This window comes from Fluviibacterium sp. S390 (assembly GCF_049800695.1).
Lineage (GTDB): Bacteria > Pseudomonadota > Alphaproteobacteria > Rhodobacterales > Rhodobacteraceae > Meridianimarinicoccus.
The window spans coordinates 1-14,273 of the sequence record NZ_JBNAFN010000012.1 but is presented as its reverse complement, the minus strand read 5'-3'; the positions used below and the strand labels follow the sequence as shown (position 1 = coordinate 14,273).

Genomic DNA, 14,273 nt, shown 5'->3' with positions numbered 1-14,273 from the left:
CGAAAACAGCGTTCTGCCGTCCAAGGCGCGAGAGGATCGAGATGAATTCACACTGCCCCCGCAAACCCCTGTTCGGCATCGCGCTGATCGCAAGCCTGTTGCTTGGTGCAGCCGCCATGGCCTCGGACTATACAGCGCGCAACGGCGGGCCGAGCAGCAAGCAGATGCTGGAACGCTCCAGCGGTCCGGCCGACGGGCTGGCCTTCTTCCGCCCGGTCATGTCCGGCGTGCTCTACCGGGCCGGGTTCCACGGCGGCGACAAGGCCCGCACCGGGCTGAATTCCGCGCAACGCGAAGAGTTGTGCGAAGCCGGGTTTTCCGGCGCGCGTTACATCGATTTCGGCAAGAACACCACCTATGGCACCACCCAGTGCGGCGGCCAGAGCATGGTCTATGAAGGGGGCCGATCGACCCGAACCGCCGACCTCATGCAGCAGATCCACGCCTCGATCAAGAACCCCGCGTCCGGCCCGGTTCTGGTGCATTGCATGTGGGGGGTGCATTCCTCGGGTGCGGTGTCGGCTATGGCGCTGGTGCAATTCTGCGGCTGGAGCGAGGAGCGTGCCAAGAAATACTGGGACGACGCCCGAAACGGCGCCGGCTGCTCGGGCGGGTGTTCACAATGGATCGACGCGCATTTCGCAAAGTTCAAGGTGGATCCGTCGCTGAAGATCTCCAGCGCCGAACAGGCCGCCATTTGCCCCAAATAGGACGTCACCTGATGCATAGAAACCTGATCCCCGGCCTTGCCGGCCTGGTTCTGATGGCCGGGGCGGCGCAGGCCTCGGACGCGGTGGTGGGCGAAGCTACGGCCTTTACCAGCCCCAACGGTGTGAGCGAACATTGCGTGCGGATCGCGCCGATCCCCGGCGGCACTTACAGCAAGCATGATGCCAAGGAAGAAGCCGACTATTGCGCCATCGACTTCTATGCCGCCGACGTCGCCCTTTGCCCCAAGACCTGGAGCACCAGCCCCGGCATGATGGTCTATGACGTCAGCGAAGGCGCCTATGCCGGAAATCGTGCGGAATTCGAGCGCAATGCCTGCAAGGAAGGAAAATCGGCCAAGGATCTGGCCGCCGACGATCTGGCCAAGTTCAAATCCACGATGAATGCCAAGGGCACCAGTGGCACCTTCGCGCCGTCCTCGCTGCTGTATTATCATTTCTCCCGCTACTTCGACGCGACGGTGATCGTGCCGGTGGCGGTCTGGCGCAGCATGGACGCGAAGATGCATCAGACCGAGGTCGCCGAGCCCGGTCTTGCGCTGTCGGGCAGCCGGTCCAGTGGACGGATGAACCACGCTGGCTGGCAGGCCTTCGCTGCCGCCGATCGCAACCCGTCCAGCTATAGCCCCACGGACGAGTTGTTCACCGCCGACCGCAGCCAGATCTACGGCGTGCTTCTGTCCAGCCCCGGCCATCGCTATGGATCCGAGGTCAACGGCACCCGTAAGTCCGGCTGGGGCAAGGGCCAGAACGAGGATTTCCAGCAAACCCCGGCCTTCCTTGCCCTGCGCTCGGATCTGCCCCTGGATGAGGCCATCGCGCACGGTCTGCACGAGGGGCGCAAGGATCGCCAGATCGCCCGTGATCTGGGCGATGACGGGACGCCGCAGCAGATGGTCTACTGGATGACCGAGTTGAGCGAGATCGTTCTTCTGGACTACATCTTCAGCCAGCAGGATCGCGTCGGCAACATCGACTTCACGCCATATTACTATTGGACCGAGGCGGGCGAAGTGCAGACGAAGAAGGCCAAGCATCACGAAGCCGGCGACGGCGATGTGCCCGCCACGGCGCAGTTGCTGCGCCGCACCAACCTGAACGACAATGACGCGGGCGGTCGGGTGCAATACGCCAATTTCGCCAAGTCCACGCAGATGCTGGAAAAGCTGCGGCACTTCAGGCCGGACACCTATCGCAAGCTGATGGCGCTGGATGCCGATCTTCAGGCGCAGGGTCCGCTGTATCAATGGGTGGCCACCTCGGTCGGGCTGGACGACGGGCAGGTGCGACAGATCGTGAAGAACACCGCTCTGGCGGCGGGCATCCTGCGCCAAAGCTGCGCCGACGGAAAGCTGACCTTCGATCTGGATCCGGACGCCTATTTCCTGACCGGCACGGCCAAGGCGATCGAGGTGAGCTGCAATGGCGCGTAATCTTCTTGGCACCGCCCTGCTGTTTCTGACGCTGCTGGCCAGTCCTGCGGCGGCGCTGCGGGTCGTGGTGATTTCTGATCTCAATGGCTCCTACGGCTCGACCACCTATTCCAGCCGGGTGCCCGTTGCGGTCCAGCAGATCATTGCCCTGAACCCCGATCTGGTCATTGCCACCGGCGATATGGTGGCCGGTCAACGCTCGCCGGCCCTGAGCGCCAAGCAGGTGCGCGCCATGTGGGCGGGGTTTCACCGCGTGGTCAGTGATCCGCTGGCAAAGGCGGGCATCCCGCTGGCGGTGACGCCGGGCAATCATGACGCTTCGGCCTATGGCGGGTTTGAAGGGGAACGGCGGATCTATGGCGAGGAATGGCGCGCCCGCAAACCCAAGCTGCGCTATCTCGACGATGCGAACTACCCGTATTTCTATGCCTTCGAGATGGAGGGTGTGCGCTTCGTCTCGCTCGACGCCACCACCCTTGGCCCCTTGCGCGGCGATCAGATGGCGCGGTTGTCGGCGGTTGTCGACGGCGACGGGCCGGCCGTCACCTTCAGCCACCTGCCGCTGTGGCCCTTCGCCCAGAAGCGCGAGCGCGAGATCATCGGCGACCCGAAGCTTGAGGCGCTTTATCACAAGCTGGGCGTCGACATTCACCTGTCAGGCCACCATCACGCCTATTATCCGGGTTGGAAGGATGGTGTGGCCTACATCTCGCAGGCCTGCCTGGGCGGTGGCCCGCGGGTGCTGATCGGCGACGCGGGGCGCAGCGCCCACAGCTTTACGGTGCTGGAGTTCGACCGAAACAAACTGCGCGCGGTCACCGCCTATACGGGTGCGGGGTTTCAGACACCGCTGAACCCGGCCAGCCTGCCCAAGCAGATCGTGTCGCCACAAGCCACGCTGAAGCGTCTTGACCTTGTGAAGTGACAGGGAAATGGCCCGGTCCAAACAGCCCGGGGTCTTGAACGGACGCGCCCGACCTTGCCGGACCCAGACGGCTTGGCAGGCGGCCCCTACTCCGGCTCTCGCAAGACCCGAATGCCGATCACGTCGTTGCGCAGCACGATCCTGTCGCCGAAATACTCCGCCGGTCGAAAGTACTTGCGCACCGGCGTATCCCAGCCACCGCCCCGGAAGATGGCGTTCGAGCAATCGCCGCGCAGGCAGGAATTCGTCCAGTTCCAGACATTGCCAACCGCATCGTGCAAACCCCAGCCATTGGCGGGAAAAGCGGTCACGGGGGCGGTGTTGACATAGCCATCATCGCAGGTCTGAAGCGGGCGCTCATCTTCGGGAAAACCGGTCTTGAAGGCCGCATCTGCCGTATTCGCGAACCCGCAGATCGCGTCGTAATCGTCGCCCCACCAGAATTCGGTCGTGGCCCCCCCTGCGGCGGCCCGCGCCGATTCCTCCAAGGTGGGCAGGCGGTACAGATGGCCGGTACGCTCGGTCAGCCAATCGGTATAGGCCACGGCATCATTCCAGCTGACACAGACCACCGGATGATCGTCCTGTTGAGGATAGCCGGGGTTGGTCCAGTCGGATGTCTCGCTCCAGCCGCGCCGGGTGCCACGCCGCAGCGAACACCCGTTTCCCGAATGGCCGGTTTGAGCGGCGAAGACCGCATATTGGCCACGGGTGACGGGATATTTCCCGATCAGCGTGCCGTCGGGCAGTTCCACCAGTTCTGGGCATTCGGTGCAATCCCTGATGCCCTGTGCGGACAGTGCCACCGGTGCCAGCGTCACCGCCAGCAATGCCAGCTTGATCCAAGCATGCCTCATGTCACAACTCTCCCTCTCGAATGACGCGCATCCCGTAGTGGTTGTAGGGCGCATCCACCCGGTTCCAGATTTCGGCATCCATGCGCAGCGCGGCCGGGGAACTGGACCAGCCGCCGCCGATCAGGTAGCGCTCTGCACAATCGGGGGTGGCGCAGTCGTTGGTCCAGATCCAGACATTCCCCACCGCGTCGGCGACGTTGTAGCGGTTCTTGTCATAGGTGCCGACGGGCACCGTCCCGGTCCCGGCATCCGCCCCGCCGCAGCCGTCGCAATTGGCGCGGCCAACCCCCACCGACTGCCCCCACCAGTAGTTCCCGTGACTGCCGCCAAGCGCCGCGTAGCGTACCTCGGCGCGCGTGGGCAGGCGATAGCTGTGTCCCGTCAGATCACTCAGCCAGTCCGCATAGCCCGCCGCGTCCTGGTAAGAGACGCAGACCACCGGATGCGCATCGGTCTGCGCGATATGCGCAAAGGACCAGTCGCATCCCCAGCCTTCCCGCTTCCAGCCCGTGGCCTCGGCATAGGCGCGGAAGTCACCGCGAGTGACCGGCGTCTGGCTGATCATCAGCCCGTCAGGCAACACCACCATAACCGGGCAATGGTCGCAGTCCTGCACCAGCCGTTCCCTTGGTCCGGGCAGAAGAAGCCCCTGCGCATGGGTCGACACCGCGGCCGCAACCCCCAGCAGGAGCCAGGCGATGAACCGGGCCCGTCTCATAACGTTTCAAGCAGCTCACCGGCACCGGGGATGTCCTGGTCCACGGCCTGCTGCAGCAGGGTCCGGGCCCGGTCGGAATCCGCGTCGCCCCCCCGACCGTCCCGATAAAGGATCGCCAGATTGGCCTGCGCATAGCCGTTGCCCTTGCGCGCCGCGCGTTCCAGCCATTTGCGCGCCATCGCCTCGTTCTTTGGCAGGCCCATGCCTTCGGCCATCATGATGCCGGTGGCGGTTTCGGCATGATCATCCCCGATCTGCGCGGCCTTCAGCACGACATCCACGCGCTGCCACGGGGTCAGCACACCGGTCTGTTCGGCCCCGACGGACGCCTGATAGGCCCGCGCGGCACGGCGGGTTTGCGAGGTCATCACCCCGGCAGGATCATCGATGGGATAGCCAAGCGCGATCAACCCGTATTGAACGAATTCAAGCGGCAATTCGCGTGCCTTGTTCAGCGCGTCCTGCCGCAGACGCGCATGGGTGGACATCGGCTGCCCGGCCAGCAGGAATTCCTGAACCTCTCCGGCACGCTCCAGCGCGCTCATCCGCGCCCTTGCCAGATCGCGGTAGGCACCGCCCGGGAACAGATCGAGGTAGAGCTGGAATTCGACCGGAAGCACGCTGGCCCGGATCGATTCCCAGAACAGCGTGTCGGTGTCGGCATCATCGTGCGGGCGCCCGCCCAAAGCCCCGAGGTTCCGGTGCGCGTTGCGGGCCAGATCGGAATAGTCGCTGTCGGGAAAGGTGGCCAGATAACGCTCCAGCCCGGCGGCGTTCGAGGTCAGGACCGCTTCGACAAACAGACTCTGCCCGGATATGGGATCGTCGCCCATGTGATAGGGCCGGATCGCGCGTCCGTCCGATGACTTGGGAATGCCGTATTCCATGCCCACGAACTGACCGCCCTGCTTTGCCAGCGTTTCCTGCTTGCGGTTGGTGGACACGAAGAAGAATTCACCTTCATTGGCGCCCAGATCCCAGACCTGCGGCGTAATCGGGCGGCGCCAACCGGCCGCATCGGCCAGTTGCTTCACCCGTTTCTTCACGTAGTCCTCGATCTCGTTGACCGTGACCAACCCGTCCCTTTCAAAACCGCCGCTTTCGGTATCGGCGATGCCGCGCAGGGCTTCCAGCACCGCATAAGTAAAGATGCTGCCCGAAATCCGCTCGGTGGCAATGGTTTCCTGTTCGTAGGTTCCGGCGGTGATGATGTGGCGGCTGGGCCGGGCCATCTGCGACAGGGTGATGTCGCGGGTGCTGCTTTTGCTGACGGTGCCGGCAAAGCCGCTGAAACAACTGTCCAGCAGGTACAGCACCTGATTGGCCTTGATGTGGGAATCCCATTCCGTCAGGCGTTCCATGCTGACCATCTGGCTCAACTGGCCAGCCTGCGCCGAGGCAACCGGAAGATAACCCGACGGCTCCCCCCGCCTGTTCAATTCGGTGTGGCCATGACCGGACCAGTAGAACAGCATCCTGTCCTCGGCCCCGACACGTTGGCGAAAATCATCCAGCATCAACTGGCGCACGCGTTGTGGGGTGACATCCTTTTCGGTCAACAGATGCACATAGTCGAAGCCCGCCTCATCCAGCAGGAAATCCTTCATGCGGATAGGATCGGATGCAGTCGGAAGCGTCGTGAAATGCTCGAACTGGCTGATCCCGATCACCAGGGCATAGCTGCGGCGATAGCCCAATTCACTGCCCTGCACGAAATACTGAAGTTGCCGCCCCCAATCCTCCAGCCCGCCGGGCTTTTCGTAGGACTGGTCGAGCGCCAAGGCCCCGGACCCGGCCCAAAGCGCGGCCCCGGTCAGGATTGCCCGCATCTGCGCCCGGTGACAGGTCATGACTTGCGCGCGTCCAGCACCTTTCCGATCAGTCCCACGACAGAGGTCAGCAATCCGACGACCGAAGTCGCCAGTCCGACCAGCGCCAGAGTTTCGCCCGAGCCGCTTTGCGGCGTCACACCGGCGGGGACACGGTAGGCGAAATAAAGATAGGCGCCGACCAGCGTCACAAGGATTGCGAGGATGATGACCGTCGTTCGCTTCAGCATTGCATAGCCTCGAGGTCCAAAAAGTATTAACACTATAGCCATAAATCGGCATTTTCGTCAATTTTTCCGCAATCTGGGCGCAAGGCTCGGACGGGCAGTCATGCCGGTCGACAAGGCACAAAACGGGGGTGGGTCAGCGATGGGTCCGGGCGATACGGCATTGGTCACGGGCGCACACGGACTGGTGGGCAGCGCCGTGGTGCGCCGACTGGCGCGGACCGGGCTGCAGGTGATCGGCATCGACAATGACGCGCGGGCGCAGTTTTTCGGGGCCGCGGCCAGCACGCGGGCAGAGGGCGCGGCGCTCTGCCGGGATATCCCCACCTACCGGACCCTCGACATTGATCTGCGCGACACGCGAGCCCTGTCCCGACTGTTTCAAGAGCGCGGCCAGGGCTTTGCCATAATCGTACATGCCGCCGCACAACCCTCGCACGACTGGTCCGCCCTCGATCCGGTGCAGGATTTTGCCATCAACGCGGTGGCAACGCTGGATCTGTTGGAGCAGGTCCGCAATCACGCCCCATCGGCCCATTTCGTGCTGCTAAGTTCCAACAAGGTCTATGGCGACCGCCCCAACGAGCTGCCGCTGGACCGGCAAGGACAGCGGCTGGTGCTGCCGACAGACCACCCCTATGCCGCGTCGGGCATTGACGAGGGCATGTCGATCGACCAGTGCCGCCATTCGGTGTTCGGCGTGTCCAAGACGGCGGCCGACCTGTTAACCCAGGAATACGCGTTGCGCTTCGGGCTGGATGCGACGGTGTTCCGGGCCGGGTGCCTGACCGGGGTTGCGCATCGCGGGACCGCCTTGCACGGGTTTCTCAACCATCTGGTGCGAACGGTGCTGGCCGGGGACACCTATAGGGTTTGCGGGTATGGCGGCTATCAGGTGCGCGACAACCTGCTGGCCGAGGATGTGGCCGAAGCCGTTTGGCTGGCCGCAGGGCGGCCGGGACTGGGTGTCTATAACCTCGGCGGTGGGCCAGCGGCCTCGGTGTCCGTGCTGGAGGCGCTTGACATGGCCGGCGAATTGTCCGGGCGCGCGGCCCGGCTGGAGATCGACCCCAAGGCCCGCTATGGCGATCACAAGTGGTGGATATCGGACACCGGGCGCTTTCGTGCAGCCTTTCCTCAGTGGACCCCGTCGCGAAACGCGCGCGAGTTGATTGCGGAACTTGTGGACGGTCTATGCACCCCCTGATCCCGATGGATTGACGGGCTGTAGCCCATGGTGCGCCATGACCTTGCAAGGATCGCTGGCCAGCATGGCCTCCATCCGTTGGCGCGCGGCAGCGAAGATCTCGTAGTCCAGCGCGGCCTGCCTCCGAAACCGGCGCACCGCCTCGGGCGAGGGCTGAAGGTCGCGCGGCGTTCGGTTGAGCCATGGCAGATCCTTGGGTGCGGGCCGGCCAAAAGCCTGCGCGAGCCATGACAGGCACGGCCCCATGTTCTCCAGCGTGCCGACGAACCAATAGCGGTCCAGCGCCCGCCGCCAGTCGGTGTCGATCGAGGACAGGTGATACATCAGGGGATGCAGCGGCGCGCGGCTCAGGTGGTCGTCGATGGGCATCGGTTCGAATCCGGGATCGTGATCCGCCCGGTGCCGGCATTCGAAGAAATAGGACGACAGCGCCGCATCCAGCGGGTTGCGGACGAAGGTGAGGATCCGGAAATTCGGGTCGGACAGCAGCGCGGGATAGCGCGTCCGCAAGTGCTGGCTGGCCGGGTTGAAATGGCTCCACAGCAGTTGCGTCGGGTCCAATTGCGCAGGGTCAACGGGCGGCCCCGGCGCCTCTTCCGCCCAGGGATCACGCTCGTCGATGACCACGTCAAACCAGTCCGCGAAGACCTTGCGGCAGGTCGTGCCGCCGGCCTTGGCCATGTGGTGAAACACGTACCGGGGGCGCTGTTCGGGGCGCGGCACGCCGGGCAGACCGGCAATGGTCGCGGCAAGCGCGGCACCATAGATGGCGCGATCCATGCTTCGGGGCGGGTGGATGGCAGCACGGGCTGCGGCGCGGGCTTCCTGTGACCCGGCTAGGCTTGCCGCGAGGGTGCAATAGGTATCCGGCGTCTGGGCAACAAGGTGGCCCAGACCCCATGCCCGAAGCCAGGCAGCACCTTGCCGTCCCGCCTGGGTCTGTTTCCGGTCAAGGCTGATGACCGGGGTGCCGGCTTGCAGCGCCTCGACCACCGTGGTCGCGCCGGAATAAGGAAAACTGTCCAGAAACACATCGGCGCCCGCCAGCAGGTCGGGGATTGTCCCGGCGGGAACGGGCGCTTCGATCCGCACACGCGTCACCGGGATGGACTGCTCCGCGCAGGCCGCCTGAACGCGGGCGACGAACCCCGACCGCGATCTTCCAAGACGCCAGTTCGCGGCGAAGGGATACAGGACCAGAACCGCATCGGGCACGGCGGCCAGAACCTTCAGCCAAGCCGTCAGAAGTGCCTGCGAAATCTTGTCGGTGTGCGCCGTGCTGACAAGGATCACGGCCTGCCCGGACAGTCCTAACCGCGCCCGAAGCAGCGGACTGGCCTGGGTCCGGTCGGGTCGGTGTTCCGATGGTGCGAACCGCTGCACGGGGTGGTCGGCCAGAACCAGCGTCTCGGTATACTGCCCGGAAAGATCGGGATCGGCGGTTTCCCTGTCGCCGAGCATTACGTCGAAACTGCCCAATCCGGTGGTGGCCGGCGAGACGGCGGTCGTGGCAATCTGCAATGGCGCGATGCGATGGGCACAGATCGCGGCAAGATTGTCAGGGCCGCTGAAATGCGAGGCCAGCCAGAAGATATGCGGCTGCAAGGACCGCATGGTTGCCATGGCGGCATCGGTTTCCAGCCAGTCCAGCGGGACGATCCGAAATTGGGGGGGCAGCGGATGCGGCTCCTCCTCGCGCTCCAGCGTATAGACGGTGATCTCGTAATCCGCTGATGGCAGAGCGCCCAGCATCCCTGCCAGAATGCGGGTTTCCGGCACATCGGCCTGCTGCCGCAGAAGCGCAGCAATGCGGATGCGCGGCCCTGCAACGGGCGCTCCGGTCAGGGTGATCCGCCGATCGCGGCTCAGGTGATAGGCGTCCAGCGCCCGCCCCATGGCTTGGGAAACAGGCCGCATGTTGTGACCCGCAAACAGCAGCGGCAGGGGACGCAACCGGTGCAGCAGGCTTTCGGCCATCCGGTAGCGGGGGCTGCCGGGCGGCCGGGCGGAAAAGCAGGTGGCCACCCAGCCCGCCAGTGCCAGAACATGCCGTTCATAGGCCCGCAGGTCCGCGTCCGATTCCACCCGGTGCCAATCTGCGGTGAGGTAGCGGGCGATCTGTTCAGGGCGGGACAGCAGCGGATTGCCGAGGGTGTCGAGGAACGACCCCGCCTCCAGCGCCTGCCAGGGCGGAGTTTGCAGGATGGCCCGCGCCAGTTGGCGCGGCATCTCCTCCCCGGCCCCCTGAACGGGGATCGGGATTGTCCCGGCGCCATCCGTCGCCGCCCGTGCCGCGCCAATGGTCAACAGATCCTCAAGCATCTGCGGGCGTGACAGCACCGCGCCGCAGCGCGTGCAGGTTTGCAGGGCCGTGTCGATCCGCGCCACGGTTTCGCCGTCGCTGACAAGGTCCGGAGATCGTCGCAGAGCAGCCGCCGCATCGGCAATCAGGGTGAACGGGGTGTCATGCCGGGCCACTGTCTGCACCCGTGGCAGCGCGGGCATCTTGGTGTTGAGCGTCAGCGACAGGATCCGCAACCGGATACGCTCCGGTTTCTCCACCGGGCCGCCCGCCACATGAACGCCAACATCAAGGCGACGCCATCCCTGAGACACAGCCCCATCCAAGGGAATGCGCAGCACGCCGGTTTCAGCGATTGTCACGCCCGCCACCACCTCTGCGCCGACGGTCACCGCAAGGCGGGGCTGGCGGTCGTCTGTGGCCTGCGGCAGCAGCACCACCATCTCCAACTCGGGCGACGGGCCAATATCCGGCGGCAGGGAAAAGGCGATCATCCCGGAAAAATCGGCAAGCTCCACCCCGCGCGTGGTGTCCCAGCCGCCCGTGAAGATGCCCCCTTCTTCGGCGAGATCAGCCGCATCATGGATCACGCCCGGGGCAAGCATGCGCGGCCAGGGCGGCGTCCTGTAAGGGCAACGGATCGAAGTCAGATGCAGTTCCGCCGGATCCCCCGGCTCCTCCGGGGTCAACCGCAGGGCAAGGGTTGCCGGACCCTGCCGATCGGCCCTTGCTGGTGGCACCTCCAACACCACGCGTGCCGAGGCGGTGACATGTGCCCTTGTGACCATGCCGTCATCTGCGGTGGCCGTCAGCAGCCCTGATGGTTGTTCCGGCCCGAAGCAAAGCTCCAGGGCGGTCCGGCGCATGGGATCCGGGCGCGCCACCCGCAGGGTCAGCGTGCCATCCGCCTCCTTCATCATTCCCTGCAAGGACGCGTCAACGTCCAGGGTCTCACCGCTGCACAGCAGCGGCAGGCAAACATCCGGGATCAGCGGCGCGCAGGTCACGGCCTCGACGGACAGCAGGGCGGCGGGTCTGAAGGGCGCGGCCAGTCGGGACCTCCAACTGGTTGCTGCCAACCGGGCGGACACCACCAGCCGGGCGACACCGTCGGTGCCGAATTGCGCGGGCCCCAGGACCGCCTTCAGCCTGCCGCTTTCGTCGATCCGCCCGACAACGAGGCGCTTTTCACCGGCCCGGATCTCGACCTCTATCGGCGCACTGCCAAGTGCGCGCATGTCAAAGGCGATGCTCAGGCCGTCGTCGGGCGGGTCGGCGGGAAGCACCGAGATCTCTCCGGCCCGACGGTGCAACACCATGCCATCGTCGCTGCGGGTCCAATCGAAGTGGTTATAGCCGCTTCGCGCCGCCAGATGATTCGCAGGGCGGGTTTGCGATGCCGACGGTACAAGCCAGCGGCTGGGGTACAGGGCTTTGCGCGCGGCCAGCATTCGGGCACCCTGGCTCAATTCTGCCAGAGCGCGTGCAAGGGCCGATCGACCCGATCGATCCGCCAGACCGACCGTCAAACCGCCAGTCGTGCGGAGTGTGGCGCGAAACAGGGTCATGACCATCGCAAGCCGCAACGATCCCCCGCTCAGGCGCCGCGCGATCCCGCCAATCCGCGCAAGTGTCATCCGTGGATCGCCCCCTCTTCGGGCGTCCAGCGCTAGGCCAAGCGCGGCGCGGCGCAACTCGAACACCGCCGCCGGGGTCGCGCCGCCCTTGTCTCCTGCGGCCGCCAGAACATCGGCGGTCGCGAGGCAGGCATCGACGGCATCATGCGCTGCCCGGTCCAGAACCGCCTGCTGCGGCTCGGCAGTGCGATAGTACCCGTTGCCCCCGTGAACCCGGTAGCGCGCAAGTGGAATGTCCAACTGACGGATCGGCCCCAGCATTGCGGCAAGCCGCAACAGAACCGCATCTGCGCTGATCCGCCAACGGGCCTCGGGAAGCGGGAAGAACGGCCTGAGACGCGCGCCGTTGAAGGCATTTCCCGACGTGGGAACGAAGGGAAACTGGCCGCGAGACAGCAGGTCCGGCCGCATGTCACCGGACGGCGGCCAAAGCGGATAGGCCCCGATCCGCGCGCCGGTCTCATCGATCAGGGACATGCGATAGCCAAGCGCCGCCAATGCGGGGTTCCAGCTTGCCCGGATCAGCGCACTGGCGTCCGGTTCCAACACGTCATCGGCATCCAGAAACACGACGATCTCGCCGGTGGTACGGGCAAGTCCGGCATTGAACGCAGAGGCTTGCCCCCCGTTCGGCTTGCGGATTGCGATCAGGCGGTCGTCATAGCGGTCAAGGATTTCGCGGCTCGCGTCACCGGAGCCATCGTCAACGACGATCAGTTCATCGACCGGCAGGCTTTGTGCCCGGACAGAGTCGATCGCCGCGCCCAGGTACGGTCCATAGTTGAAATTGGTGATGACAACGCTCAGGCTGGGGGCGGCCATCTGTCGGCAGGTCATGCGCCGGGTCTACGACCCGTTGCGCCCGTTGGAGCCGCCATTGGAGTCGGCAACCTTCGTCAAGCCGAACAGGTTCTGCACCGAGTAGTCGAGTTGCCGTTGCACGCCGCGCGAGAGCCCGAGAACACTGCTGCGCGGTACGTTGGCAAGCGTTGACGCGGGCATTGCGTTCAGCAGGTTGGCGGATTGCGAACTGCTGCTGTAGGCTTCGATGAAGCCGGTCACATCGGCGGCGGACTTGGACTGAAGGGCCTTTTGATAGGCCGCATCCTGCGCAGTGGAAGATGCACTCCCGGCCGGTGTCGGGACCATGTCACATCCGACAGGGATGATGACCACGCTGGCGCCAAGAAGTGCCGCAGCCCCGATTTTCCGAATATTGTGATTGTCCGCCATGTTACCGGCCTCCTGCTTGATCCTACGTCAACTTGGGCCGCAGGTCAATTTTTGGCTGTCGCAGTGTGAGCTCACGGTGAAGTGCAGTTCCTGATATGTCGTTTTACTCCAGCCGGTTCTGTAACTCCATCAGCTCGCTTTGAAACACCTCAGCGGGCGTTCGGTAGCCGAGGCACTTGCGCGGCGTGGAATTGACGCGGTGGCAAATCGACCTCAAGTATCGATTTGTCAGCGCCGTCGGTTCGGTGGATCTGGGGAGATACTTCCGCAGCCTGTTGTTCGTGTTCTCGACTGTGCCTTTCTGGTACGGAGCTTGTGGGTCACAAAACCATGCATCTGCACCTATCCCGGCTTTCAGGTGCCGCCAGGCGGAGAACTCGGTGCCGCGATCAAAGGTGATCGACTGGCGTGCATCGGCGGGCAGGGGAGCTAGCCCCTGGATCAGCGCCTCCATGATCGGTTTGGATTGGCGATCCTCATTGCGCATGACAACGGCGAAACGACTGACGCGCTCGACCAGAGACGTCACGTTCACCTTTCCATGCTCCTTGCGGAACATCATCAGGTCGCACTCCCAATGGCCGAACTCGGCACGCTCAGAGATGCGCTCAGGCCTGTGGGACAGGCTTTGAACGTCGAAGATGTGGGTCCGGTTATGCTTGCGATAGCCACGCGGCCTGCGGCGGCGGCGATGTTCGGGAAGGTGCCGATAAAACTGCTCCTCGCGACCGTCCTTGGAATAGGCGAAGCGATAGATCGTCTCGTGGCTCACGCGGATCGGATGACGTTCCAATCGCATGCGACCGGCTATCTGCTCTGGCGACCAGCCAGCCTTCAGCCGATCCTCGATGGCGGCCTTGAGTTCAGGATGAGCGATCATCTTGCGATGGACAGCACGGCGCTGCTCGTATTTGTCTTGAGCGACGAGAGCGTGATAGCCGTTCAGCTCCGGTATTTCTTCGTCAGTATATCGGTTCCGCTTAATGTCCCGGTAGATCGTCGAGGGGTCGCGGCACAATCTATCCGCAATCTCTGAGACCGGCATTTTGGCTTCCAGCCACTTTGCGAGCTTGCGCCGTTCGTCCAGCTTCAGGTGACAATAGTGGGTTCCCATTCTTCATACTCCATGCAACTCTCTGTATTCGTACAAAATTTGCACTTCGTTTGTGAATCCACC

At 64.3% G+C, this 14,273-nt stretch carries 11 protein-coding genes; 4 read left to right on the top strand and 7 right to left on the bottom strand.

The features are described 5' to 3' along the window. Positions 1-41: 41 nt before the first annotated feature. From ACP15K_RS11005 to ACP15K_RS10995, 3 genes are read left to right on the top strand one after another with little or no spacing between them, the layout of a single operon-like run. The gene (locus ACP15K_RS11005; protein WP_424990517.1) at positions 42-710 is read left to right on the top strand and encodes a hypothetical protein; all 669 of its coding nucleotides are present in this window, start codon (positions 42-44) and stop codon (positions 708-710) included. A gap of 11 nt (positions 711-721) precedes the next feature. Continuing rightward, a complete protein-coding gene (locus ACP15K_RS11000; protein WP_193142738.1) occupies positions 722-2,161 on the top strand; it encodes a hypothetical protein in 1,440 nt (479 codons plus the stop codon). Further along, positions 2,151-3,086 carry a metallophosphoesterase family protein gene (locus ACP15K_RS10995; RefSeq protein ID WP_193142739.1) on the top strand — a complete coding sequence of 312 codons (936 nt, stop codon included), beginning with the start codon at positions 2,151-2,153 and terminating at the stop codon, positions 3,084-3,086. Before ACP15K_RS11000 ends, ACP15K_RS10995 begins: the two co-directional genes overlap by 11 nt. 86 nt (positions 3,087-3,172) lie before the next feature. On the opposite strand, the gene ACP15K_RS10990 is transcribed toward ACP15K_RS10995, so the two are convergent. The 4 genes from ACP15K_RS10990 to ACP15K_RS10975 are packed head-to-tail and all read right to left on the bottom strand — an operon-like array spanning position 3,173 to position 6,720. Then, positions 3,173-3,943 carry a formylglycine-generating enzyme family protein gene (locus ACP15K_RS10990; RefSeq protein WP_193142740.1) on the bottom strand — a complete coding sequence of 257 codons (771 nt, stop codon included), beginning with the start codon at positions 3,941-3,943 and terminating at the stop codon, positions 3,173-3,175. A 1-nt stretch (position 3,944) separates the two neighbouring features. Continuing rightward, positions 3,945-4,661, bottom strand: coding sequence for a formylglycine-generating enzyme family protein (locus ACP15K_RS10985; RefSeq protein WP_193142741.1), 717 nt, complete (start codon positions 4,659-4,661; stop codon positions 3,945-3,947). Then, complete coding sequence (locus tag ACP15K_RS10980) at positions 4,658-6,511, bottom strand: caspase family protein (protein ID WP_424990516.1); 1,854 nt, start codon at positions 6,509-6,511, stop codon at positions 4,658-4,660. The genes ACP15K_RS10985 and ACP15K_RS10980 overlap by 4 nt, the downstream gene beginning before the upstream one ends. Then, on the bottom strand, positions 6,508-6,720 hold the full coding sequence (locus ACP15K_RS10975; protein ID WP_193142743.1) for a hypothetical protein: 213 nt from the start codon (positions 6,718-6,720) through the stop codon (positions 6,508-6,510). Before ACP15K_RS10975 ends, ACP15K_RS10980 begins: the two co-directional genes overlap by 4 nt. A gap of 100 nt (positions 6,721-6,820) precedes the next feature. Here ACP15K_RS10975 and ACP15K_RS10970 point away from each other — a divergent pair, with 100 nt between their 5' ends. Then, positions 6,821-7,924, top strand: coding sequence for an NAD-dependent epimerase/dehydratase family protein (locus tag ACP15K_RS10970; RefSeq protein WP_193142744.1), 1,104 nt, complete (start codon positions 6,821-6,823; stop codon positions 7,922-7,924). Here ACP15K_RS10970 and ACP15K_RS10965 read toward each other — a convergent pair. From ACP15K_RS10965 to ACP15K_RS10955, 3 genes are all read right to left on the bottom strand, one after another. Further along, positions 7,910-12,700 carry a glycosyltransferase gene (locus ACP15K_RS10965; RefSeq protein ID WP_424990515.1) on the bottom strand — a complete coding sequence of 1,597 codons (4,791 nt, stop codon included), beginning with the start codon at positions 12,698-12,700 and terminating at the stop codon, positions 7,910-7,912. The genes ACP15K_RS10970 and ACP15K_RS10965 overlap by 15 nt on opposite strands. 9 nt (positions 12,701-12,709) lie before the next feature. After that, positions 12,710-13,096 carry a hypothetical protein gene (locus ACP15K_RS10960; RefSeq protein WP_193142746.1) on the bottom strand — a complete coding sequence of 129 codons (387 nt, stop codon included), beginning with the start codon at positions 13,094-13,096 and terminating at the stop codon, positions 12,710-12,712. Positions 13,097-13,199: 103 nt separating this feature from the next. Continuing rightward, positions 13,200-14,210, bottom strand: a complete 1,011-nt coding sequence (locus tag ACP15K_RS10955; protein ID WP_424990000.1) for an IS30 family transposase — start codon at positions 14,208-14,210, stop codon at positions 13,200-13,202. Between the last annotated feature and the right edge of the window lie 63 nt (positions 14,211-14,273).

Bases quoted from the DNA above. Each gene is read 5' to 3' on its own strand.
- ACP15K_RS11005 (WP_424990517.1), top strand. From the start codon at position 42: ATGAATTCACACTGCCCCCGCAAACCCCTGTTCGGCATCGCGCTGATC.
- ACP15K_RS11000 (WP_193142738.1), top strand. From the start codon at position 722: ATGCATAGAAACCTGATCCCCGGCCTTGCCGGCCTGGTTCTGATGGCC.
- ACP15K_RS10995 (WP_193142739.1), top strand. From the start codon at position 2,151: ATGGCGCGTAATCTTCTTGGCACCGCCCTGCTGTTTCTGACGCTGCTG.
- ACP15K_RS10990 (WP_193142740.1), bottom strand. From the start codon at position 3,943: ATGAGGCATGCTTGGATCAAGCTGGCATTGCTGGCGGTGACGCTGGCA.
- ACP15K_RS10985 (WP_193142741.1), bottom strand. From the start codon at position 4,661: ATGAGACGGGCCCGGTTCATCGCCTGGCTCCTGCTGGGGGTTGCGGCC.
- ACP15K_RS10980 (WP_424990516.1), bottom strand. From the start codon at position 6,511: ATGACCTGTCACCGGGCGCAGATGCGGGCAATCCTGACCGGGGCCGCG.
- ACP15K_RS10975 (WP_193142743.1), bottom strand. From the start codon at position 6,720: ATGCTGAAGCGAACGACGGTCATCATCCTCGCAATCCTTGTGACGCTG.
- ACP15K_RS10970 (WP_193142744.1), top strand. From the start codon at position 6,821: ATGCCGGTCGACAAGGCACAAAACGGGGGTGGGTCAGCGATGGGTCCG.
- ACP15K_RS10965 (WP_424990515.1), bottom strand. From the start codon at position 12,700: ATGACCTGCCGACAGATGGCCGCCCCCAGCCTGAGCGTTGTCATCACC.
- ACP15K_RS10960 (WP_193142746.1), bottom strand. From the start codon at position 13,096: ATGGCGGACAATCACAATATTCGGAAAATCGGGGCTGCGGCACTTCTT.
- ACP15K_RS10955 (WP_424990000.1), bottom strand. From the start codon at position 14,210: ATGGGAACCCACTATTGTCACCTGAAGCTGGACGAACGGCGCAAGCTC.